This is a genomic window from Bradyrhizobium monzae (assembly GCF_021458635.1).
In the GTDB taxonomy this organism is placed as follows: Bacteria; Pseudomonadota; Alphaproteobacteria; order Rhizobiales; family Xanthobacteraceae; genus Bradyrhizobium.
On record NZ_JAIRDQ010000022.1, the window covers coordinates 1 to 21,280 of the forward strand.

Genomic DNA, 21,280 nt, shown 5'->3' on the forward strand with positions numbered 1-21,280 from the left:
CTAGTCGATAAATTCGATAGCGTGAGGATAAGAAGAGATATTCGTGTAGTGGTGTGTTATTTCCTCGTCCACCCTTATGTTCTTTGTTGCCACAATGCTCGCCCACGCGCCGGATGCTGCATCGGTCCACAGTATTTGTGCATTCGGGTTGAAAGAGTGGTTCACCATCGAGATCAATCCGAAAACAACGTAACCTGTTAGAGGGTCCCCTTTGAGATGCCGATCATGCCGTACGAAGTAGTACTGCAACACGCCGGTACAATCTAGCAGCGTGGCTTGAGTATCATCAAATCCCCACGTTGGAGCGCGCTCAATTACATCACCAACCTTAAAAGGAACATTTGCAAATACGCCACGACCTTTTCGTGGCACAGTTTTGACATACACCGCGTTGCTGCGATCAAAGACCTTGTCGACCATCGTGTGTGCCCTCTTGGTGCTTAGCATTGACCGCTTCTTTCACTGGTCTGTTCGTAAAAGCTGCATTGCTAGCGGGATGCTGAAGGAGCCGTTTGCGGGATGGTTAGAGTGTGATTCCGTACATCTATTTTGTTTCTTTTGGGGTAAGCGATGCGCAGAAGATCGGCGCGCGGAAGGCTTTTTAAGCTATGTGCTGCTGGAGCGGCGCATTCCAGCGGTTCATCCGCCGCGCTCGACCCATACACTATCCGACGAGGCGCTGACTGGACTTTCGCGCAGGCCAGCACATCACTTGATCAGCGATCGGGCGCGCCTTCTCCGGGACAACACTCAAGTCTTTCATTGAACATTCTCGTTAGCCAATACTTCGCTTTCGCGAGTGACTATAGCTCGTCCCCAAACTCCTGATGCCTACCCAGGAAGGCAGCTACCAATCCGGGTGGGTGACTTTGGCCGCATGGGACGTACTTTGGATACAACATAGAGCAGCCAACGCATTGCTTGCGGCGTGAACGCACCAATCATCGAATACGATTTGAGTGACCCGGGAACCCAGGTTGTGCTCGCCCTACAGTCAAAATGGCCAAGTATGCCGATATACGTCGAGAATTCATTCACCCATAGGGCAGAAACTCCTTTGACCGTGATGATGGGCGCGTTTCGCAAGCCTGTGGCGCTGTACTCGATTGGCAAGGTCTCAGCGCTCTATCCGGCGAAGCCGCATTTCCTCGCGCACGGATCGATTCAAGGTTGGACAGCGGCTACAATGGTGCGGGATGCGCTACTCGGGTCTGACCGATTACTTTGCTCCTACACCCGGACGTACGGGTACGTGTGCGGCCGTTCGACGGGTTACGCAGACTTCGATGAAGAAAGAAGCGAGACCCGGCAGTGGCCGAGTTTGAATGTGGCTCTGTAACGGAGGAGAGCATGGCCAAGATGGCAATCCTGACCAGATCGGTGACCTCGATAGATGCGGCAGCGCGATCGATCTGGCGGGCCGTGCAGGACCGCTGCGACGCAGCACTTCAAAGGTTATTTCTGGCTTTGTAGTGACGTCAGCAGGCTATGCAGCCCTGACCACTGTACCTACGCAGGTTAATCGCGAAAACTCGATTGGAAAGCCGATGAACGACCCCATTGCCGACTCAGCGAATGAGCATTTCGCATCGAATTATTTCGAAGCTCGTCAAAGATTTCGAGACTATGTTAGCGAGAGCGCAGTTGGCGAGGCCGCAGCGTATCCATCGCCGGCCCGTGGACTTCTTGGGGAAGAACTCTCGACCGATGTTGCCTGGTTCGGAGACCGACACGCCCCAAAAGTGGGGGTTATGGTATCCGCTACGCATGGCGTCGAAGGATATTGCGGATCCGCGGCACAGCTCGACTGGCTAGCTTGCCGTGCTTACGAGGGGCTCAACTCTGATGAAGCGATGTTGCTGATCCATGCTCTCAATCCTTATGGGTTCGCATGGGATCGGCGGGTCACGCAAGAAGGCTGCGACCTCAATCGAAACTTTGTCGATTTCACGGCCACCTTACCTCACAATGAAAACTACGACCTACTTGCAGATTGTCTTGTGCCACGTGAACTGGACGGCCCCCTTTTTGTCGCTGCCGAAACAAAAATAGACCAGTTCCGTACAGCACACGGCGAAATTGCTTTTCGAAAAGCCCGGACTGCCGGCCAGTACCGGCATCCCACAGGTATGTTTTTCGGCGGTTTCGGCCCTACTGTTGCACGTCAAACCCTCGAGCGGATCGCGTTGGACTATAGTATCGAGTCGTGTCTGTTTGCCTTAGTCGTCGATTATCACACGGGCCTCGGACCTTATGGCTATGGTGAGCTGCAATGCGAGCAGGCATCAGGTGCTTCAGGCTATAAACGCGCACGCTGCATTTTTGGTCCTTCCGTCACATCGCCGGACGTTGGAACCTCCTCTGCTGTTGTCCTTAATGGTACGCAGGATGACTATTGGCAGCGGCTTCTCGGCGATCGGCACGTTTATGTTTGCTTGGAGTTCGGAACTTATCCTCCCGAGGCAGCCAGATCAGCATTGCGCGCTGACCATTGGCTTTACGCTTATCGACAAGCCGAGATTGAAACAGATATTGGTTATCAAATTCGACGACGCGTGAAGCAGCACTTCTATCCGGAGAGAACTGATTGGAAGGGGATGATGCTATACCGCAGTCGCCAGATTCAGCGGCAAATGATGGAAGGCCTACGACGATGAAAGCTTGGCGGTTGGTCGGCTTCCAGCGCCCTTGAATCGCGTGAAGCTCGCTTGACCAAAACCATGGCATCATGAACGCCATTCAGCGCATCGAACGCTGACTGACGCGCCAACTGCTCCGGAAAGACCGCTTGCTTAGCCCTGCAATCCGGGCTTCCGTCCGGACCCGCAAGAGCCATGTGTTATCGTGAAGCCACGTCCAAAAATGTTTGGTCCGCAGTGAAGAACGCGGACGAGCGCTGATTTAGGCGATCTTTTGTGCCGGCACAGATTAGGCAAACATCCGGATAATGACGCGCAAAAGCGCTGCGAGCCATCGCAGGAGCAGGCCAAATTGTAGCCAGGGGCGCCGATAACAGCGTTGATGAAGGCGGAACGGTGAGCTTCGAGCTGATCGTGTCGGTCGCAATAATAGCGTTGGACAGTCGCTTCCATGATTGCGCGGTTCATGCGATCGACCTAGCCATTGGTCCAAGGATGTTTGATCTTGGTCAGCCGATGTTCGAGTCTCTTGGCAGCGCATATCGAACATTGGCGTGACGTATCTTGCCGTCCGGCCGTCCGCATAGCGCAGTGGCCAGGTGAACTGGATCCCATTCTCGGTGAGAACCGTGGTAAGCGTCGTTCTCAGGCCACGGCTTTGAGGGATTGCGCGCGATAGGCCCAGGGAAGAAGCTGGTCGAGTTCGCGGTTTGGGTGACCATTGACGATCCTCGTCAATACGTCGGTGAGATAGGCGAGCGGATCGACGTCGTTGATCTTGCAGGTCTCGACTAAGGACGCGATGACCGCCCAATGTTCGGCACCACCGTCGGACCCGGCAAAGAGCGCGTTCTTGCGACTGAGCTTGATGCCACGGATCGAGCGTTCGACCGTGTTGTTGTCGAGTTCGATGCGGCCATCATCGATGAAGCGCGTCAGCCCCTGCCAGCGCGAGAGAGCGTAGCGGATGGCGACGGCGAGCTTGATCTTTTGGCTGATGAGAGCCAGCTTGGCGCGTAGCCAGGCCTCGAAGGCATCGGCCAGCGGGCGGCTTTTCTGCTGACGCACAAGACGGCGCTCCTCCGGGCTGCGGCCGCGGATCTCCTTCTCGACCGCGTAGAATGCGGCAATGTGCTTCAGCGCCTCGCTGGCGATCGGAGCGGGACCGGCGACCGCGAGTTCGTAGAAGTTGCGCCGCATGTGTACCCAGCAGAATGCGAGCTCGACCTCGCCGCGATCGGCAAGCTTTGGGTAAGCATTGTAACCATCGACCTGCAGGACGCCCTTGAAGCCGGCAAGATGGTTGAACAGCCGCTCGGCTTTGCGGTCGGGTGCGTAGACGTAGGCTATTCCAGGCGGATCGAGACCGCCCCAGGGCCTGTCATCGGCGGCATAGGCCCAAAGCTGGCCAGTCTTGGTACTCCCTCGACCAGGATCGAGCACCGGTACTGTCGTCTCGTCGGCAAACAGCTTGGACCTCGCGCGAAGCGCCGAGAGAAGGTGCTCATGCAGCGGACGGAGATGGAAGGCCGCATGCCCGACCCAGTCCGCGAGCGTCGACCGGTCGAGATGGATGCCTTGGCGGGCATAGATCTGGGCCTGCCGATACAGCGGCAGATGATCGGCATATTTAGACACCAGCACCTGGGCAACGGTTGCCTCGGTCGGCAGACCGCCTTCGATCAGCCGGGCTGGAGCTTCAGCCTGCCTGACGCCGTCTTCACAGGCGCGACAGGCGTATTTGGGACGCCGGGTGAGGAGAACACGGAACTGGGCCGGGATCATGTCGAGCCGCTCGCTCCGATCCTCGCCGATCTGGTGCAGGTCGCCCTTGCAGCAGGGACAGGTCTTGGCGTCGAGGTCGACTACGACCTCGATCCGCGGCAGATGCGCCGGTAGTGCTCCGCGATTGTGGCGGCGCTTGCGAGCCCGCTCCGCCCGGCCTTCCGGAGCTGTCTCGTCTTGGCTGGCTTCCGTACAGGCCGTAACCTGTTGGACGTCCTCGAGACCGAGCAGCATCTGCTCCTCGGGAAGCGACTCTGCCTTCCGGCCAAAGCGATGACGCTGCAGCTCCTTGATGATCTGGCGCAGCCGCTCGCTCTCGTGCCGCTCGGCAAGCAGCATCGCCTTCAGCGTCTCGGGATCATCAGGAAGGTTATCGCTCACAGGCCAATCAGAGCATGTTCGCGCCCACCTGGCGACGTGCTCGATGCCCCTGATTCACTTCGCCGCAGCGCGGCCCACAATTATCCGGCTTGCGTCGGGACGATCGTCTCCCGTGCCTCGTGGACACGCCGCCAATCAAGCCCTTCGAGCAGCGCCGACAATTCCGCCGCGGACAGACGCATCACACCATCCTCGATCTTCGGCCAGCGGAAGACGCCGTCCTCGAGCCGCTTGTAACTCAGTTGGAATTGCAAGCGGTTCATCAGTCCCGTTGCAGCTTGTGACGGTGACCCATCCCTTTCATCCGTATTCCGGTCAGAGAGGTGCCTGCGCTGGGAGGCGTGGCAACCGAGCGGGCAAGCTGTTGCTGCTGCGCTTTGACGATGGCCGAATTTGCTCTGTTCCGCCGCAATGGACCGATGCAGCAGGCCCCGATCTCGAGGGTGGGCGCGCACTGTGCAGTCTCGCCGATCTACTGGCTCTCAGCGGCCTTGTAGAGCGCCTCATGTTGCAAGGCAGGTGTGTGACGCCGAAAAGCTGTAAAGTAAATTTTGCCGGAAATGTAAGAGAAATAACGCCGCAAAGCCCATGGACGCTTCGCTGAATGTTGCTTATTTATAGATCAAATACACCATTAGGCGGCAGCGTGGTGCTTGACGATTTAGTCTTTTGCGGCATATTAATAGTTACGTTTATTGAGTCGACCTTGGAGAGCGACACAGGTGTCGGACGGCGTCAAACACAAGCGATCGAAGGTCAGCGCTCTGGCGGCGGATGGGATGCTCAATCCGGCTCCGGAGAAAGTCGGCGACCCGAAATTCCAGGAGAACGACTTCTTCGACCCGCGAGACATCGTGCAAGTGAAGTACGAAATGCTGCGGCGCGTATCGGTCGACAAAATGTCGGTAACGGAGGTGTCCGACGAATATGGCGTCTCTCGGCCAACTTTCTACCAGGCCAAAGCGGACTTCGAGGACGCGGGTCTGGCCGGTCTGGTGCCCAGGAAACGCGGACCGCGCGGGCCACACAAGATCCAAGGCGACGTACTGGCCTTCCTCAAGGCACAGGTGGAGCCCGGCGAACCCATTCGGGCGCGCGCACTGGCAAACCAGCTTCGGACCGAGTTCGGCCTCGATATCCATCCCAGAACAATCGAACGTGCGCTCGGCGTAAAAAAAACAGCGTGACCAATCGTGGCCCGGGACCGCATTGCACGATGTCGTCCAACGCCACCGAACAATACGAAATACTGCGCGCAGCCGCGCTCGGCGCCGTTTTGCCGCCGGAGGCGCGCAGCGGCCTTACCATCCTTCTACACCGCGGCATGTGGGCGTGGACGCGTGCGATTTTGCGTGAGCCTTGTCGGCGCCAACCCATTGCCGTGCCGCTGAGGGCTGGCCTGCCCATCGCGGACGAAACTTCCGAGCGACACACAATCATCCACTTGCTCGCCGCCATCGTGATGGCGACCCCTGAACGGAAAACAGCATGAACGAAAAGCTCAAAGTCCAATCGCATCATCTCGAGCGGAGCGCCTATCTCTACATCCGGCAGTCGTCGATGCGACAGGTCATGGAAAACGTCGAAAGCACCAAGCGTCAATACGATCTTCGCGGTCGCGCGATCGGACTTGGATGGCGAGACGACCAGATCATCGTCATCGACAGCGACCAGGGCGTATCCGGCGCATCTGCGTCATGGCGCGAAGGCTTCCAGCACTTGGTGTCCGATGTCGGCATGGGGCGCGCGGGGATCGTCATGGGGCTGGAGGTATCCCGCCTCGCCAGAAACAATGCAGACTGGCACCGACTGCTAGAGATATGCGCCTTGGCTGACACGCTTATCCTCGATGAAGACGGCGTGTACGACCCGGCCAACTTCAATGACCGCCTGTTGCTCGGGCTCAAGGGCACGATGAGCGAAGCTGAACTGCATGTTATCAAGGCCCGATTACGCGGCGGCATCCTCAACAAGGTGCGTCGTGGTGAATATCGTTGCCCTCTGCCGACCGGCTTTATCTATGATGAGATTGGCGATGTCGTTCTCGATCCGGACGCTCAGATCCCGGAGATGATCTCCCACTTCTTCGAGACGTTCTCGCGGGTCGGGTCGGCTACGCAGACCGTCAAGACGTTCACCAGGGAAGGTCTGCTCTTCCCCTCACGTCTGCGCAACGGCAAACAAGTGGTCTTCCAACAGCTGACCACATCGACCGCCATGCGCATGCTGCACAATCCTCGTTACGCGGGTGTCTATGCCTATGGCCAGCGCCTTTACCGCCGGACCGTCGATGGAAAGAAACAGCTCCGCAAACGGGACCCCAAGGAATGGCTCGCCTGCATTCCGGACGCCCATCCCGGCTATATCAGCTGGGAGCAGTTCCAGCACAACCTCAAGGTACTCGAGGCCAATGGCCAAGGTTATCAAGCCGTCCGCGCTTCGCCACCGCGCGAAGGCGCGGCTTTACTACAAGGGCGTGTCATATGCGGGCGTTGCGGCAGTCATATGAGCGCCCGTTACGCGGCCCGACGCGGCCAGGTGGACACCTGGTATGTCTGTCACCGCGCTTACGCCTCTCGCGGCGAACCCCACTGTCAGTCGATCGCAGGCTGGCCTGTCGACGAAGCGGTCGGCGAATTGATCGCCGCCGAAATGACGCCTGCCGCCGTGGAGTTAGCATTGGAGATCCGAAAAGAGATCGAAGCGCGTCATGACGAAGCGGACAAACTCCGGCTCCGTGCCGTCGAACGTGCCCAGATCGATGCCGATCTTGCACAGCGGCGGTTCATGCTGGTTGATCCGAACAACCGCCTGGTTGCCGACACTCTTGAACGCGAATGGAACGAAAAACTGCGCGTGCTGGCTGATGTGCGAGAAGAAAGAGAACGTGCTCTGTGCGAAGATCGGGTGACGCTCGACGATGCGATCCGGGATCGATTGATCGCCATGACGGCCGACTTCAGAACAGTCTGGTGTGATCGGACCTTGCCGAACCGCGAACGCAAGCGGCTCCTTGCCTATCTCGTCGAAGACGTCACCTTGCTCAAGTTCCCGGCCGAGGGAGAGACCCGGATCCACATCCGCTTCAAAGGCGGAAAGACCGAAACATTGACCACTCAGAACCCAAAATCCTCCGCACAACAGGTAAAGACCCGCCCGAGGTGGTCGAACTGGTCGACAAGCTTCTCGACGATCATATCTGCGCCGAAATCGCTGACATCCTGAATGACCGAGGGATCCGCCCCGGCGGCTCAGCACGCCGTGCTAAAGCCGACGCGAAGTTCACCGATTTGCGGGTCATCTATCTTGTTAAACAATATGCTCTGCGCTCTCGCTATGATCGGCTGCGCGAACGGGGGATGCTGACAAAAGCGGAGGCCTGCGCCAAACTCGGCATCACCGAAAGTACCCTGGTCAGATGGGCGAAATACGGCATCGTGAAAAGACATGCCTACAATGGCTATATCAGCCTCTATGAACCGCCAGGACCGCACGTTCCGGCCAAGCAATGCAGCCGATGGAATCAGCTTGCCCACCGCGCTGAGATCATTCATCAGCTCAACTCTTCAAAATGCACCGATCCCAAAGAAAGGGCTGTAGTATGAAGCCAATTAGTTGGCGAACAGGCACAAACCTGTCCCGTCCCAGAAGATCAACTTGATCCGGTCCGCCCGCTTAGCACGGAACACATAAACAGCACCTGAGAACGGATCGGCTTTCATGTGCTCGCGCACCAACATGGCAAGCCCCTCCATTCCCTTGCGGAAGTCGACCGGCTTGGTCGCTACCATCACCCGGACAGTTCCGGACGGGCCAATCACCGAACTGCCTTCAGCGCATGGACGATGGCGGCAATCATCGCTGCGTCCGCGCCGCGACCGGCCCGGATGATGGTGCCATCAACCTCAATCTCGATACTCCCGAGATCCGGCTTGGCTTTGCATCGCTGGGCCTTGCGATCAGGGGCCATCGCCGCTGCGGCTGCATCCACCACCGCCGGGACAAACTGCGGCTCGTCGGCCTTCATTACCTGTGGCAGGCGCGCTTGCCGCCGCCAGGTGAACACCTGTTGAGGTGTTAACCCGTGTCGTCGAGCAACGTCGGAAACCACCGCACCTGGCACCAGCGTCTCTTCGACGATCCGGGCCTTGTCATCCCTGGAGAACCAACGGCGGCGTCCTGCCTCCGTGATCACTTCCAGCCGGCCCGGCGCCGCATCCGACTTAAGCGTATGGTCAAGCATAGACACGAGCCGATCCCCTTCAAAGAGATCGTGAACCTCGCCTATCCCTCGCACCACGAGAAGGTGGGGTCAAAACAACGCTTACGAACCGTGTGGAGCTTGTAGGGGACAGCCGCGATCAGAGCTTCGAGGAAGGCAAGACGGAGGTCTTCTTAACCAGTTGCACGAAGGTGAACTTACTGGTGCGATCGATGGCGACGTACAGGTAAAGCTTGCCTTCAGCAGTCTGGAGTTCAGCGAGATCGGTGTGGAAATAGCCGATCCAGTAAGCGTAGAAATTTCTTTTCAAAGGTTTGCCGCCCGACCTCCGGCAATCGGGCTGATGCCGTGGCGCTGGAGGCGGCGATGCAGAGATAACCGCGTCAGATGCGGGATGGTCGGCTGCAGCGCACAGAGGCAATCGTCGAGCGGCAATAGCGTAATGGTGCCGGAAAGCGACGATGATCGCCTCCTCCTCAATGGAAAGGACCTTCGACTTGGCTTCCTTTGGACCTGTGGGAGATCGGCGACGGCCGCGCACTCCTTCCATTTCGCATCGGTCCGGTCTTTCGGTTGATTCCGTAGCGCCCGGCGAACGCTCTCAGGCTCTCTTGACTATTTGGTATGGCTCGACGGACTGTCTCCGTCGCGGTGCAGCTGTGCAAAACTTCCCGTAGCACATCCCTAATTGTGCGATAAGAATGCGCCTCCGGACTAAATACCTAGTTCGTGGGGACCGATGGCGCCAGTCTTGTGTGCCAGCGGCAGACTTTCCTGGATCAACGCGCCGAGCTGCTCCTCGCCGGACCGCTGGCGCCAGCACGTCTCTGACAGGTTGTGCAAGGGCTTCAGATCAACATGCCGCCGACAAGCCGCGGTGGCAGGTCAGGCCGGCCCGGAGCAGCGCTACTTGCGGAGTTCCCCTTAACTCTAGGTTCTCTGATTCCAAATTGAAGTCTATGATGAATATCATGCCGGCTATACACCGGCTGCCCGCATCGTGAGCGGGTATCGTCCACCCTTAGGCATCATTATCCGGTTCGGTGCGTTCATCCTGTGACGGAATAGTCCGCCGCCTTTCACCAACGCTCACCACCGCGTTCTTGCGCACAGCGGCCTGGAGTAGTTCGAAACCTGCCCCGGCCCTGGGAGGTCAGCTCCCAGCTTCGACACAGTTATGCCGGCATACACGCAGCAGCTACGAGGCACACGGCAAGAGCGGATTCTCCGGCCAGCGCTCGCGTAGCACCTGTCGAAGAGACACCAGGCGTCTATGGCTCGCAAGCCGGCCAAGGGCCTTGGCTGACTCAAACCAAACTGTCCTGAAGCTGATGCAACGCGAGCTCTTTCCGCCGACTCGCGGCGGTGATTGACTTTAGGCCGATCTGTTTTTCACTCGCGCGGTCGCCGAATTGCTCGAGCGCGCTTGTTCCATCTGAGCCCGAGCGCTCGGGAACTCCTGTCCGTTTTTTTTGGAGGGATTTCCCACGCGAGTCTTTCCGGTAGATGCGCCTGTTCCAGCCCCTGCGCTGACACCTGGGGCAACGGATTCGTTTGTCGCGGAAAGCAGCAGACAGGGAATAACTGATGACTAGCCGTCGGAGACTCCCTAACTAAGCTCGAAAAGCTTCCGTGGCGCACCGGTCAACACTTCGACGCCGCACTCGGCTACACGAATAGTCTCGCTAATAACATACCCGAATTCCTCATCGATCATCCAGTTCCCCAAATGCACATGGAACGTCATGTTCGGCTTCAGCACTGTCATGTCATCTTCTTTGAGGCTGGCGGTCCGCTCCATCCAATCAATGCCGACAGGGTAGCCACAGCGGGATTCTTTCTTGACGCCCAGCTTCTCCATCGCACGATGTATTGCTTGAGCGACCTCGCTGCAGGTGCATCCCGCGCGGACAATGCCCAGCGCCGCCTCCAGGCCGGCGACCTCAGCCTCATGCACGCGGCGTAGACGGTCGGAGGGGTGGCCAATTGAAAAGGTGCGGCTGATCGGGGCAGTGTAGCCATGGCGCACACCGGCAATTTCAAGGTTTATCTGCGAGCCTTCGCGAAAGGCATCCTCGCTCCACGTGATGTGACTTGTCCCCGTGCGCGGCGAGGAGCACAAAAAAGGGGTTGCGATCCACGTTCCTGGTTTGCCATTGGCGCCGCGCGCCAGCGTTGCCACGATCTCGGCGATCGAGTCAGCTTCCCGCACTCCAGGGCGTATCACTTCCGCGGCACGCATGATGCCAGCATCAGTGATCGCGGCCGCCTCCTTCATGAACGATATCTCGAGATCGGACTTAACCATTCGAATCCAGGTTACCAGGCCGGAGCAATCCACAATTCTTGCTTGCGGCAGTCGCGCCTTGAACTTCTCGGCTGAATGTGCCGACAGGGCGCCCAGTTCCAGCCCTACGCCGCGATTTGCGAGGCCAACATCGAAAAGAAGGTCGATCAAAGCGTCGTAGCCATCCACGTCAGGGTTGCCCATGAGGGCTTCTGGATAGGCGACTATCTTTTCGCGCCTCATGAACGTCTGATGCACGGCTGCCGGCACATCCATCTTACGCAAGATGAACGTCGGTTCATCTTGGTGCATCGAAAGCACAATTCCTTTCGGGTCATTGGGCGACTTGGCGGTGTAGCCCGTGAGGTAAGTAATATTTGCGCCGTCCGTTACTACCAGTACATCGATGTCTCGTTGTACCATTTTCGATCTCACTGCGGCGACCCTGCGCAGGTACTCTGTTCGCGGGAAAGCTTGCGGACCTTTGCTGATCGTCATTGTCTTAGCTCCATCAGGTTTCAGCTCGGATGCATTAAGTTGAGATTGGCGGAAGGTGATCTAAGAGGCCATCGAAAACTCTGTTGCAGATCTACTTCTGGAAAGCGAGACCTCAGACAAACCCGCCGATCAGCTAAGAGGCCGGATCATCGTCTTGGCACGCGCGCGGCGGTGCGCAACAAGAAGTGAAAGATAGATGAATGAAGGACGTACGTGCAGCTGACAGAGCTGCCGTCGAGAGTATGCTGGACGGACAACCAGCCCCCATCGGCTCAAGAGCTGGTACGTTGGAGCCGCGATGTCGGATCGACTTCGGCCTCTCGCTCGCCAGAACGATCACAGTAGCGCGTCGCTCTCGCAAACGCGGCTGAGGTGGTAGTCCGCACCGCCAGTCGTGTTCGAGATCATGGTCAGTCGCTTAAAATAGTGGCCGATCTTGGCGTCCATGGTCATGCCAATGCCACCATGGAGCTGGATCGACTGCTGTCCGATGAATTTTCCGCTCTTGTCGATCTGCACAATCGCCGCAGCGACCGCTTTCGCGCGCTCGCCGGCATCATCGAAATCAGCAGCCATGGTGGCGAACATTGACATCGAGCGCGCCTGCTCCAGCGCCACGAACATATCGGCGGCGCGGTGCTGCAGGCTCTGGAAGGAGCCGATCGGCACGCCGAACTGATTCCGCGTCTTCATATATTCGACTGTGGTCTTTAGCGATTCGTCCATTATGCCGATCGCTTCCGCGCAGAGCGCGGTGCGGGCATCGTCAACTACGCGCTCAATCAGCGACAACGCGTTCTCGGGATCGCCAATCGCGGCATCGCCGCCCACCTCGACCTTCGTGAAGGTGATGTCAGCAGCACGCAGGCCGTCCTGGGTCGGATAGCTTTTTTTGGAGACGCCTTTCGCATCGGCGGGCACCAGGAAAACGCCGATGCCGCTTCTATCGCGTTGGGCGCCTCTGGTGCGCGCGGTGACAATCAACACATCCGCGTTCTCGCCGTTGATGACGACGAACTTTTCACCATCGACGATCCATCCGTTGCTCTTCTTCTTCGCGGACGTGACGACATTCTCCAAATCGTAGCGCGAGTTTCTTTCCAGTTGGGCAAAGGCGAAGGTGTTGGCCCCATCGATGATGGAAGGAATATACGCCGCCCTCTGCGCCACCGAGCCGCCATGGCGCAGGAATCCGCCACCGATCACGATAGTCGGCAGAAAGGGCTCGAGCACCAGCGCACGGCCTAACTCCTCCATCACGATCATGGTTTCGACCGCCCCCGCACCAAAGCCGCCATCGCTCTCCGCAAACGGGAGACCTAGCAGGCCCTGCTCGGCGAGACGCCCCCATATAGCTTTGCGCCAGCCGGCGTTCTCCTTCATGTATTTCTTGCGCCGCTCGAAACCGTAGACTTCGGTCAACAGTCCATCCACACTTTCCTTAAGGAGCCGCTGCTCCTCGGACAACTCAAACTCCATCTGATTCTCCCGACGACAAATCTGCATTGGACCTCTTGCTCTCGCCCCACGTGCAAGGAGGAAGGAAGAGTTAGAGTCCCAGCACCGCCCTGGCGATGATATTGCGCTGGATCTCATCGGAGCCGCCGTAAATTGATACCTTGCGGTTGTTGAAGTAGCTCGGTGCGATCTGCACGGTCCAGTCCATCGCTTCGAGTGAAGATTCGGGATGCTCGTCATATGGCAAGGCAAACGGCCCGATCACTTCCATCAAGAGTTCCGTCGTGGTCTGCTGGATCTCCGAACCCTTGATCTTGAGCATGGAGGACACCGGATCTGGCTTGTCCTTGCCATACTTGCCTTCATCCGCGACAACGCGCAGCTGCGTGAGCTCCAATGCCTTCAGCTCGATTTCGCAGACAGCGAGCTTCTCTCGGAACGAGGGATTCTCAATCACAGGCCGGCCGCGGGACTCTACCTTCAAGGCCAGTTCCTTGATGCAACGGATGCGCTCCTTGGAGAGACCGACGCGCGCAATGCCTGTACGCTCGTTAGCGAGCAGAAACTTCGCGTAGTCCCATCCCTTGTTCTCCTCACCGACAAGATTTTCAACGGGCACCTCGACCTCGTCGAAGAACACCTCGTTGATCTCATAGCCACCGTCGATTGTCTGGATCGGACGGACCGTAATCCCCTTGCTATTCAAGTCGATCAGAATGAAGGAGATGCCAGTCTGCTTTTTAGCGGCGGTCGGATCAGTGCGGCAGAGGCAGAAGATCTTGTCTGCATACTGCGCCAACGTTGTCCACGTTTTCTGGCCGTTGATGATCCATTTGTCATCTTTGCGCTTGGCCTTGGTCTTTAACGAGGCGAGATCCGAGCCTGCGCCCGGTTCCGAAAAGCCCTGGCACCACCAGTCGTCGACATTCGCGATGCGCGGCAGATAGTATTTCTTTTGGGCCTCGTCGCCAAAGGTGTAGATGACCGGGCCGACCATGCTCACGCCGAAAGCGAGCGGCGTCGGCGCTGGATACATCTGCAGTTCTTCTTTGAAGATGTAATGCTGCACGGCCGTCCAGCCAGTGCCGCCGTATTCTTCCGGCCAATGGCTGACGGCCCAGCCCTTTTTATTGAGAATACGCCACCAAGTGACCATTTCCGCCTTCGGAACATGGCGGCCTTCGACCATCTTGCGCCGTATCTCTGGCGCGACGTTGTCGCACAGGAACTGCCGCACTTCCTCTCGGAACGCCTGCTCTTCGTTCGTGAATGCAAGATCCATCGGACTCTCCCGTAGCTCGGAACCATCGAAAATCGTGATTCCTGAGCAGCAAAAATAATTAGCTGGAACAGACGAGACGTCTTCTCCACCGACGGGCCAGTCCGGGTGGCGTCAGTTCGGGTCGAACCGAGAAAGGTATCGCTGGAAACAGGAGCGGAGCAAGCAGGGGACCAGCTTTCCAGCGTCTTTCAGCGGCAACGCGAAGCATCGAACCCGACTGGCACACCGGCAAGCCAGCACATCTTATGACCCATCTCGCCAATCCCGCCAACTTATTCCGTGACGAGCTTGACTTGTCGATTGCCGCAAGAAGCTGAACTGTCTCACCGAACGCGTGTAACTCTCCGTCACGCGATGGTCGGAGATTGCGCAACTCTTCCAGCGCGCTCGCTTCCCTCTCACAATTGGGCACTCCGGTTAGATACAATTTGGCACTCCGGTTAGATGAAGGAGGCATCGCTCATCCGGCGAGAATGCGTTCAGGCCTTCCCTCAATCAGCGCTGTCGCCTATGAAAAGCAATGGCCGTGCCAGTAGCGTTCAGCCGCCTTAAGCTCCTCATTCATTTCAGAAATGAGCTCAGACGCTGGGAATTGTGTACGGCGTTCTGAATCCGACAACCGTCTTGTTGGTGGCAGGAACCGGACAAGAACCAGCGGCCGTTCCGCGCTAAAGGCCGCAATATATGCGATTATCGGAGGAGCCCTGCCGGAGTAGAATTGGCTGGGCTCATTGACAAAGCCTGTTAGGCTCGCGCGAGGAGATCCGACTAATGCTTCGGCGGCAATACAGCAGCACCGTCTTGTTCTCGCACTTCCTGTCCGCATCTCAAGGTCCCGAATCTGCGGAAACATAAGTGTCTATTTGGCATTTCAGCGACGTCGGGCTGCTGCTAACTCCTAATTTAGTTTCGGCGTGGAGCGATCGGTGGACAGAATTTTTGTTCACGCAACGCAAATACCCGCGAGCTCGTCCGAAGAGTAGGGCAGCAGGACTGCTACGGCCACGGGGAGCATCGAAGCGCCCATCACGAGACGCCCTTGTGCGCACGCGAGCGTCAGCGCCGCTCGCGCACCGAACCTTCCTGGGCAACGGACGCTACCAGCGTGCCGTCAGGCTTGAAGATCAGCCCGCGCGTAAGTCCGCGTCCGCTTTGCGCGCTCGGCGAATCCTTAGCGTAGAGCAGCCAATCGTCAGCGCGAAACGGGCGGTGAAACCACATTGCGTGGTCGAGACTTGCCGACATCAAGCGCTCGCGCTCGTCGAACAGCGTCCGGCCATAGCGCGCCATAACCGCATCTAACAGCGAGAAATCCGAGGCATAGGCCAGCGCGCACATATGGAGCACCGGATCGTCCGGCAGCTTCGCGGCAGTCTTCATCCAGATATGAATGCGGCCGCCATCGATCTTCTGCCCGACATAACGGCCGATCTCGACCGGGCGCAATTCAACCGGGCGGTCGGATCCATGATAGTTGCGAATGATCTCCGGGATCTCGAGAGAGATCGGCTGTTTGGACAATTCCTTCGCGGTGAGTTTCTCCGGGGGCGGCATCTCGGGCATCTTGTCCTGGTGGTCGAAGGCGCCCTCCTCCTCGGCATGGAAGGACACCATGATGGAGAAGACCGCGTTGCCATGCTGGATCGCGGTGACACGGCGGGTCGAGTAGCTCTTGCCGTCGCGCAGCCGTTCGACCTGGTAAAGGATCGGCACCTTCGGGTCGCCGGGCTGAATGAAATAACCATGCAGCGAATGCGGCAGCCGGCTTTCCACCGTGCGGCATGCCGCAACCATCGCCTGCCCAATCACCTGCCCCCCGAATACACGCTGCGAACTGGGGTTCGGACTTTTGCCGCAAAATAAGTTCACCTCGATCCGTTGGAGGTCAAGGATAGCGAGGAGGTCGATCAGGTTCTTGGACATAGAGCTGCTTTCCGTTTGTTCTGCCTCATTCCGGACCATGTCATGGCCATGCATCTGACAATCCAGACGGGACGGCTCTTTTGAGACCGTCCCACAACGGCGGTGTCAGTCCCTTGAGCCTTGTTTCTTGCACGTTTTTTCGCCGCTAGAGATACGCTGAGCTTCAACTGGCGGAACGAACTCAAGAGCGCTGGGTCGGTGGCGTTGATTTGATCATTCGAACTCCTGGGCTCAAGCTATGAGCCAGCCTTTGCGTTGACACTCTCTTCTTGAAGCCCCCAGCAATCAGTGTGCCGCAGAAAACTCGGCGCGAGGCCTGAAGAACGGAATGAAACAGGCGCCGCGTCCGCGCTCGCGGGCGGCCCAGCGCCGCATCTTCCTTTGGTAGACATCCAAACGCGATCTTGATCCTTATGCCGCGCGTTTGCATGCGGCCTCTCACGTTGCAGGATTTGGGCCAGCACCAATGATTGGGATTGAGTAGCTTTCCTCGCGCCAGGTTGCGCTCCCGACACGGCGCCTCTCTCTTGCCCCGAGCTTGCTACATTATGCAGCGGAAATGCTTTCTCGAAAGTACGCGACAACCGTGCCGACCGCCGCAAGTTCTGTATAATCCGGTGCTTCAGACGGATATCTATCTGCGATAGTCGAGCACCCTCAGGCCTAGCGTTCGATCGGCTCGCAGCGCTTCGCAAGCTGTTCTTTCAGCGCGTGCGTGCCAACAGGAGCATCAAGTCGGCATCGTCGCCGCGGCTGGTCCAGATATTAAGCCCTGCTAGCAGTCATTCCCTTTACGCCACCAGACTACCCGGCTGGGTAAGCATGATGGCCCGCATCGGCCATAGGCAAAAATGGGACATGCCGCAAGTTTCTGTTGGGGACCGCGGCAGAAGCGTTTGGCGCAGCATGGGTTGATCGTTCTTAGCGACGGTAGCTTGGCGCTCCGCGACATGGGCTTCGAATGAAATGGAATTGCCATCCTTCCAAAGATTGAGATTGACCTAATGATCTCACCCGGAAACACTGGGCAGAAAAGCGGACGCGATGACGCTGGAACGCACAAGGATCGTAATCGGCGTAGGTCTGCAATAGAGTCCTGCAGCCGTAGGTACCTATGCCATGGAGCGTCGGTTTGAGAAAATCGGCCGGACGCGCGAATTCGAGATCGGTGCGCAAAGGATTTCGATCACGCGATAGCTGACGCAGCATCGCCCGATCGGGCCGGATCGGGATATCGATATGTCAGGCGCTCGGCGGGCTACTTGGTGCGGCTCGGGCATTCCCTCCTATGGCCCGCCCGCCACGCACGCGTGCATCCGTGGCTGGGCGCGAGCGGGGTGGATTGTCAAACGTGGTGTCGCGTTCGTCATCAACGACCATGACGGGGGTCTTCGGCTTGAATGCGCAGGTCGTCCATCATACGCATTCCCATGGAGCAAGCTCGCACCAGGTCGAGCATGGCTTCATGCGCCGTGTCGGGAACCCAAACGCCGTGAGCTCGCCAGCTAGGTGCAATTTAGCCAGCGTCGCCGAGTGTCGACAGTCCGTTTTGACCCGATCCCCCGCCTGCATTGGAATCATCGGCGGATGCAGTCATGACCTATTTCCGTCAGTTGCCGACTCTGCTCGTAGTCACTGGGGCGCAGCTTCGTCACAAAAGCTCCCCGGCCGGTCGCCCGTGGTCAGCATCGCGACCTTATCAGGGCGATTAGGGACAATGCTCACTGGCGGATTTCACCATCATGCATCCCTTCGGCGAGCGGAGCCGAAATCGTCGCCTTACCCATTTCCGCGTCGAAAATCGCTTGTCGCATCTCCCGGCTACGGAGGGTCGCCGTCTCGCTAAGCAGATCAATCATTCTCCTCCCGGAGGTGGGATTGGCGACAATGCGCACACGACGGCCCCTTGGTTAGCTGAGCAACGTCATGCCGTTTTTGACAACGGTGGTGTCACGCGTCTTAACCTTGGCCTCGAACGAGATCACATCACCATCCCTCCACAACTCCAGCGTCACGGTCTCGCCGGGATATACCGGCGAGGAAAACCGCGCCGCGTGGCGCTTGAACGCAGTAGGATCGTAATCGGCGTAAGTTTGCAAAACGCCACGGCAGGTAATCCCATAGGTGCACATGCCGTGCAGAATCGGTCTGGGAAAGCCGGCGCGTTTGGCGAACTCCGGATCCGAGTGCAGCGGGTTGCGGTCGCCGCACAAGCGGTAGATGAGTGCCTGATCGGGTCGGGTCGGAATATCAAGTGTTATGTCAGGCGCGCGCGTTGGAACCTGATGCGGCGCGGGCTGGCCTTCCGACGGCCCACCGAATCCTCCATCGCCTCGTGCGAAAACTGAGGCGACAACCGTCGCTAGCAATTCGCCACCGGCGCTCTTCAGCACGGTCTGGTGCCGGATCACGGCGCCCTTGTCTTTGCCCTTGTCGAACACCGCAAGCACGCAGGAGTCCGCAGTGATGTCCGCCGCGATTGCAAGCGGTCTGTGAAAGGTGATGTCGCGCTCGCCATCGACCACCGTCATGCGGGTGAGATTCATTTCGCCGGGCCGCGCGCCCCAAGCAGCTACCGAGGCGAAGGTCGGCACCACCATCAGCGGTCGCGCTGTCGCTGTCGCCTCGTTCACAAAGGCAAGCTCCTTCTCATCTAGCGGATCGGTCCCCATGCCGATAGCATAAGCGTAGAGCATCGCCTCGCGGTCCCCATAACTGTATCTCTGATCGAGCCTCTTCATGGCCATAAGCTGTTTGTAGTTGATCGGCATCCTTCACACCTCCTCTCCGAGTCCCATTGACAGTGGTCCTTGTTGCGCCTCCGCTCTCGTGCTAGCGGGCGGCTCTGCTGCTATCATACTCGCCGGCAAGTCGCGTGCCAGCAAGCTGCGAACTGATGATCGGACGCGCGTTATTCGCCTGAGGACGCATGTCCGGTTTGCGACTGCCCCCCTATGCATCGCGGGCGTGTAATCAGACGAGCGGTTACGCATCACAGCCGTTGAAGCGTCACGCGCCCGAGCGACAAACAACATTTGTCGGACCTTACGCTGGCCGCCGTGGTTGTCTTAGACCGAGAGCGAGGGAACACCGCGCTCGGCCGCGTGGCAAGAGTGAGCCCCTCTGGCTGAGCTTGTCCTTGTAGATATCGTCAGCCAACGTGGTGCCCCGGACTGCTTCTCGAGGCTCATAGGAACCTATTTCACCGAACGGTTGCCATACTTGCGAAGTTCAAATCTGGCTATAGCGCGGTAATGCACTTCATCGGGACCATCTGCAAAACGCATGGTGCGCGCCGACGCGTAGTCGCGCGCGAGCCCTGCTTCGTCGGAAACGCCGGCACCACCGAACGCCTGGATCGCCTCGTCGATGATCTTCAGCGCCATGTTGGGAGCGGCGACCTTGATCATGGCGATCTCGGCCTGCGCGGTCTTGTTGCCGACCTTGTCCATCATGTCGGCGGCCTTGAGGCAGAGCAGACGCGTCATCTCGATGTTGGTGCGGGCCTCGCCGATGCGCTGCTCCCACACCGAATGCTCGACGATCTTCTTGCCGAAGGCGGTGCGCGACATCAGCCGCTTCACCATCTTCTCCAGCGCCTCCTCGGCCTTGCCGATGGTGCGCATGCAGTGGTGGATACGGCCGGGACCGAGGCGGCCCTGCGCGATCTCGAAACCGCGGCCCTCACCGAGCAGGATGTTCTCCTTCGGCACGCGCACGTTCTCGAGCAGCACCTGGGCATGGCCATGCGGCGCGTCGTCGAAGCCGAACACCGGCAGCATCTTCTCGACCTTGATGCCGGGGGTATCGAGCGGAACCAGGATCTGCGACTGCTGCTGATGCTTGGCCGCATTGAAATCGGTCTTGCCCATCAGGATTGCGATCTTGCAGCGGGGATCGCCGACGCCGGACGACCACCATTTGCGGCCGTTGATGACGTAGTGGTCGCCATCCTTCTCGATGCGGGTCTCGATGTTGGTGGCATCCGACGAAGCGACAGCCGGCTCGGTCATCAGGAACGCCGAACGTATCTCGCCGTCCATCAGCGGACGCAGCCATTTGCGCTTCTGCTCCTTGGAGCCGTAGCGGATGAACACTTCCATGTTGCCGGTGTCGGGCGCCGAGCAGTTGAACACTTCCGAGGCCCAGGAGATGTGGCCCATCTGCTCGGACAGCAGCGCGTATTCGAGGTTGGTCAATCCCGCGCCGCGGAATTCATCGTCCTCATGCTCGCTCGGCGGCATGAACATATTCCAGAGCCCTTCGGCCTTCGCCTTCTTCTTGAGGTCCTCGATGATCGGGACAAGCTTCCAGCGCTCGCCGCTTTCGTCCTGTTGCTTATAGATCGGCGCTGCCGGACGCACATGCTTGGCCATGAAGGACTGCACGCGCTCGAGCCATTCTTTCTGTTTCGCCGATACCGTGAAATCCATGCATGCTCCTTACCTGCGGGCACTGTTCTCCGGTCGCGATCCAACACTATCTCACACTTCGAGACGGCATGGCGGACCACGTTTTAGCGCGGGCAAGCTGCGCGTTGATAAGTTCGTCTTCAAGTGAAATTTCATACAAAGACTTGACATGCAACTCCCAACTTGGGGAGTTGATTCATGCAGTGAGAATGTCTCGACCGCCCTTCACCAGCCTCATGTTGGGCGAAGATCGGTTCTGCCAAGGCCTATCGCCCATCAGTTGGCGCATCCCGGTTCCTCCGAGGCGATCCACCCCATACCGGCAGCTTTCCCTTCATCGCTGATTCAGTGGAAGGACATGGCTACCCAATCTCCAGCAAGCGCCCGCTCGCC

Annotated in this window: 18 protein-coding genes and 2 pseudogenes; 6 read left to right on the plus strand and 14 right to left on the minus strand. The window is 58.4% G+C overall.

Annotation, left to right across the window (positions count from 1 at the left end; all coding sequences use genetic code 11):
• Positions 1–420: an SET domain-containing protein-lysine N-methyltransferase gene (locus tag K3F49_RS38470; protein ID WP_234686061.1), complete on the minus strand. Its 420-nt coding sequence runs from the start codon at positions 418–420 to the stop codon at positions 1–3.
• A gap of 905 nt (positions 421–1,325) precedes the next feature.
• Between K3F49_RS38470 and K3F49_RS38475 the strand changes: the two genes are divergently transcribed.
• Positions 1,326–2,657, plus strand: coding sequence for a DUF2817 domain-containing protein (locus K3F49_RS38475; protein WP_234686062.1), 1,332 nt, complete (start codon positions 1,326–1,328; stop codon positions 2,655–2,657).
• A 318-nt stretch (positions 2,658–2,975) separates the two neighbouring features.
• On the opposite strand, the pseudogene K3F49_RS39785 reads toward K3F49_RS38475, so the two are convergent.
• The 3 genes and pseudogenes from K3F49_RS39785 to tnpB (K3F49_RS38490) form a co-directional block, all read right to left on the minus strand.
• Positions 2,976–3,270 (minus strand): annotated as a pseudogene (locus K3F49_RS39785) (IS481 family transposase); the annotation flags it as partial.
• Between the two features lie 14 nt (positions 3,271–3,284).
• A complete protein-coding gene (tnpC, locus tag K3F49_RS38485) occupies positions 3,285–4,763 on the minus strand; it encodes an IS66 family transposase (protein WP_234686081.1) in 1,479 nt (492 codons plus the stop codon).
• Between the two features lie 122 nt (positions 4,764–4,885).
• Positions 4,886–5,068 carry a transposase gene (gene tnpB / locus K3F49_RS38490; RefSeq protein ID WP_234686063.1) on the minus strand — a complete coding sequence of 61 codons (183 nt, stop codon included), beginning with the start codon at positions 5,066–5,068 and terminating at the stop codon, positions 4,886–4,888.
• A gap of 23 nt (positions 5,069–5,091) precedes the next feature.
• Between tnpB (K3F49_RS38490) and K3F49_RS39790 the strand changes: the two genes are divergently transcribed.
• The 5 genes from K3F49_RS39790 (at position 5,092) to K3F49_RS38510 (ending at position 8,410) form a co-directional block, all read left to right on the plus strand.
• Positions 5,092–5,409: a DUF5372 family protein gene (locus K3F49_RS39790; protein ID WP_452101161.1), complete on the plus strand. Its 318-nt coding sequence runs from the start codon at positions 5,092–5,094 to the stop codon at positions 5,407–5,409.
• A gap of 118 nt (positions 5,410–5,527) precedes the next feature.
• A complete protein-coding gene (locus K3F49_RS38495; RefSeq protein WP_234686064.1) occupies positions 5,528–5,992 on the plus strand; it encodes a helix-turn-helix domain-containing protein in 465 nt (154 codons plus the stop codon).
• A gap of 29 nt (positions 5,993–6,021) precedes the next feature.
• Entirely contained in the window at positions 6,022–6,297 is a 276-nt protein-coding gene (locus tag K3F49_RS38500; RefSeq protein WP_038388924.1) for a hypothetical protein, read from the plus strand.
• Positions 6,294–8,030, plus strand: coding sequence for a recombinase family protein (locus K3F49_RS38505; protein ID WP_234686065.1), 1,737 nt, complete (start codon positions 6,294–6,296; stop codon positions 8,028–8,030). Before K3F49_RS38500 ends, K3F49_RS38505 begins: the two co-directional genes overlap by 4 nt.
• Positions 7,967–8,410 carry a hypothetical protein gene (locus tag K3F49_RS38510; protein ID WP_234686066.1) on the plus strand — a complete coding sequence of 148 codons (444 nt, stop codon included), beginning with the start codon at positions 7,967–7,969 and terminating at the stop codon, positions 8,408–8,410. Before K3F49_RS38505 ends, K3F49_RS38510 begins: the two co-directional genes overlap by 64 nt.
• Positions 8,411–8,416: 6 nt before the next feature.
• Here the strand turns inward: K3F49_RS38510 and tnpB (K3F49_RS38515) are convergent, their stop codons facing one another.
• The 10 genes and pseudogenes from tnpB (K3F49_RS38515) to K3F49_RS38570 all read right to left on the minus strand — a co-directional run bounded on the left by tnpB (K3F49_RS38515) (position 8,417) and on the right by K3F49_RS38570 (position 20,908).
• Positions 8,417–8,596, minus strand: a complete 180-nt coding sequence (gene tnpB / locus K3F49_RS38515; protein WP_209910881.1) for an IS66 family insertion sequence element accessory protein TnpB — start codon at positions 8,594–8,596, stop codon at positions 8,417–8,419.
• 26 nt (positions 8,597–8,622) lie between these two features.
• Positions 8,623–9,048: an IS66-like element accessory protein TnpA gene (gene tnpA / locus K3F49_RS38520; RefSeq protein WP_234686067.1), complete on the minus strand. Its 426-nt coding sequence runs from the start codon at positions 9,046–9,048 to the stop codon at positions 8,623–8,625.
• 86 nt (positions 9,049–9,134) lie between these two features.
• A pseudogene (locus tag K3F49_RS38525) lies at positions 9,135–9,707 on the minus strand (IS481 family transposase); the annotation flags it as partial.
• A gap of 929 nt (positions 9,708–10,636) precedes the next feature.
• Complete coding sequence (locus tag K3F49_RS38535; protein WP_234686068.1) at positions 10,637–11,812, minus strand: M24 family metallopeptidase; 1,176 nt, start codon at positions 11,810–11,812, stop codon at positions 10,637–10,639.
• Positions 11,813–12,148: 336 nt separating this feature from the next.
• Entirely contained in the window at positions 12,149–13,291 is a 1,143-nt protein-coding gene (gene pimD, locus K3F49_RS38540; RefSeq protein WP_234686069.1) for a pimeloyl-CoA dehydrogenase small subunit, read from the minus strand.
• Positions 13,292–13,361: 70 nt separating this feature from the next.
• Positions 13,362–14,552: a pimeloyl-CoA dehydrogenase large subunit gene (gene pimC / locus K3F49_RS38545; protein ID WP_234686070.1), complete on the minus strand. Its 1,191-nt coding sequence runs from the start codon at positions 14,550–14,552 to the stop codon at positions 13,362–13,364.
• 1,056 nt (positions 14,553–15,608) lie between these two features.
• Entirely contained in the window at positions 15,609–16,475 is an 867-nt protein-coding gene (tesB, locus tag K3F49_RS38550; RefSeq protein ID WP_234686082.1) for an acyl-CoA thioesterase II, read from the minus strand.
• A gap of 1,721 nt (positions 16,476–18,196) precedes the next feature.
• Entirely contained in the window at positions 18,197–18,334 is a 138-nt protein-coding gene (locus K3F49_RS38560) for a hypothetical protein (protein WP_234686071.1), read from the minus strand.
• A gap of 51 nt (positions 18,335–18,385) precedes the next feature.
• Positions 18,386–19,246 carry a MaoC family dehydratase gene (locus K3F49_RS38565; RefSeq protein ID WP_234686072.1) on the minus strand — a complete coding sequence of 287 codons (861 nt, stop codon included), beginning with the start codon at positions 19,244–19,246 and terminating at the stop codon, positions 18,386–18,388.
• A gap of 426 nt (positions 19,247–19,672) precedes the next feature.
• The gene (locus K3F49_RS38570; protein ID WP_234686073.1) at positions 19,673–20,908 is read right to left on the minus strand and encodes an acyl-CoA dehydrogenase family protein; all 1,236 of its coding nucleotides are present in this window, start codon (positions 20,906–20,908) and stop codon (positions 19,673–19,675) included.
• Between the last annotated feature and the right edge of the window lie 372 nt (positions 20,909–21,280).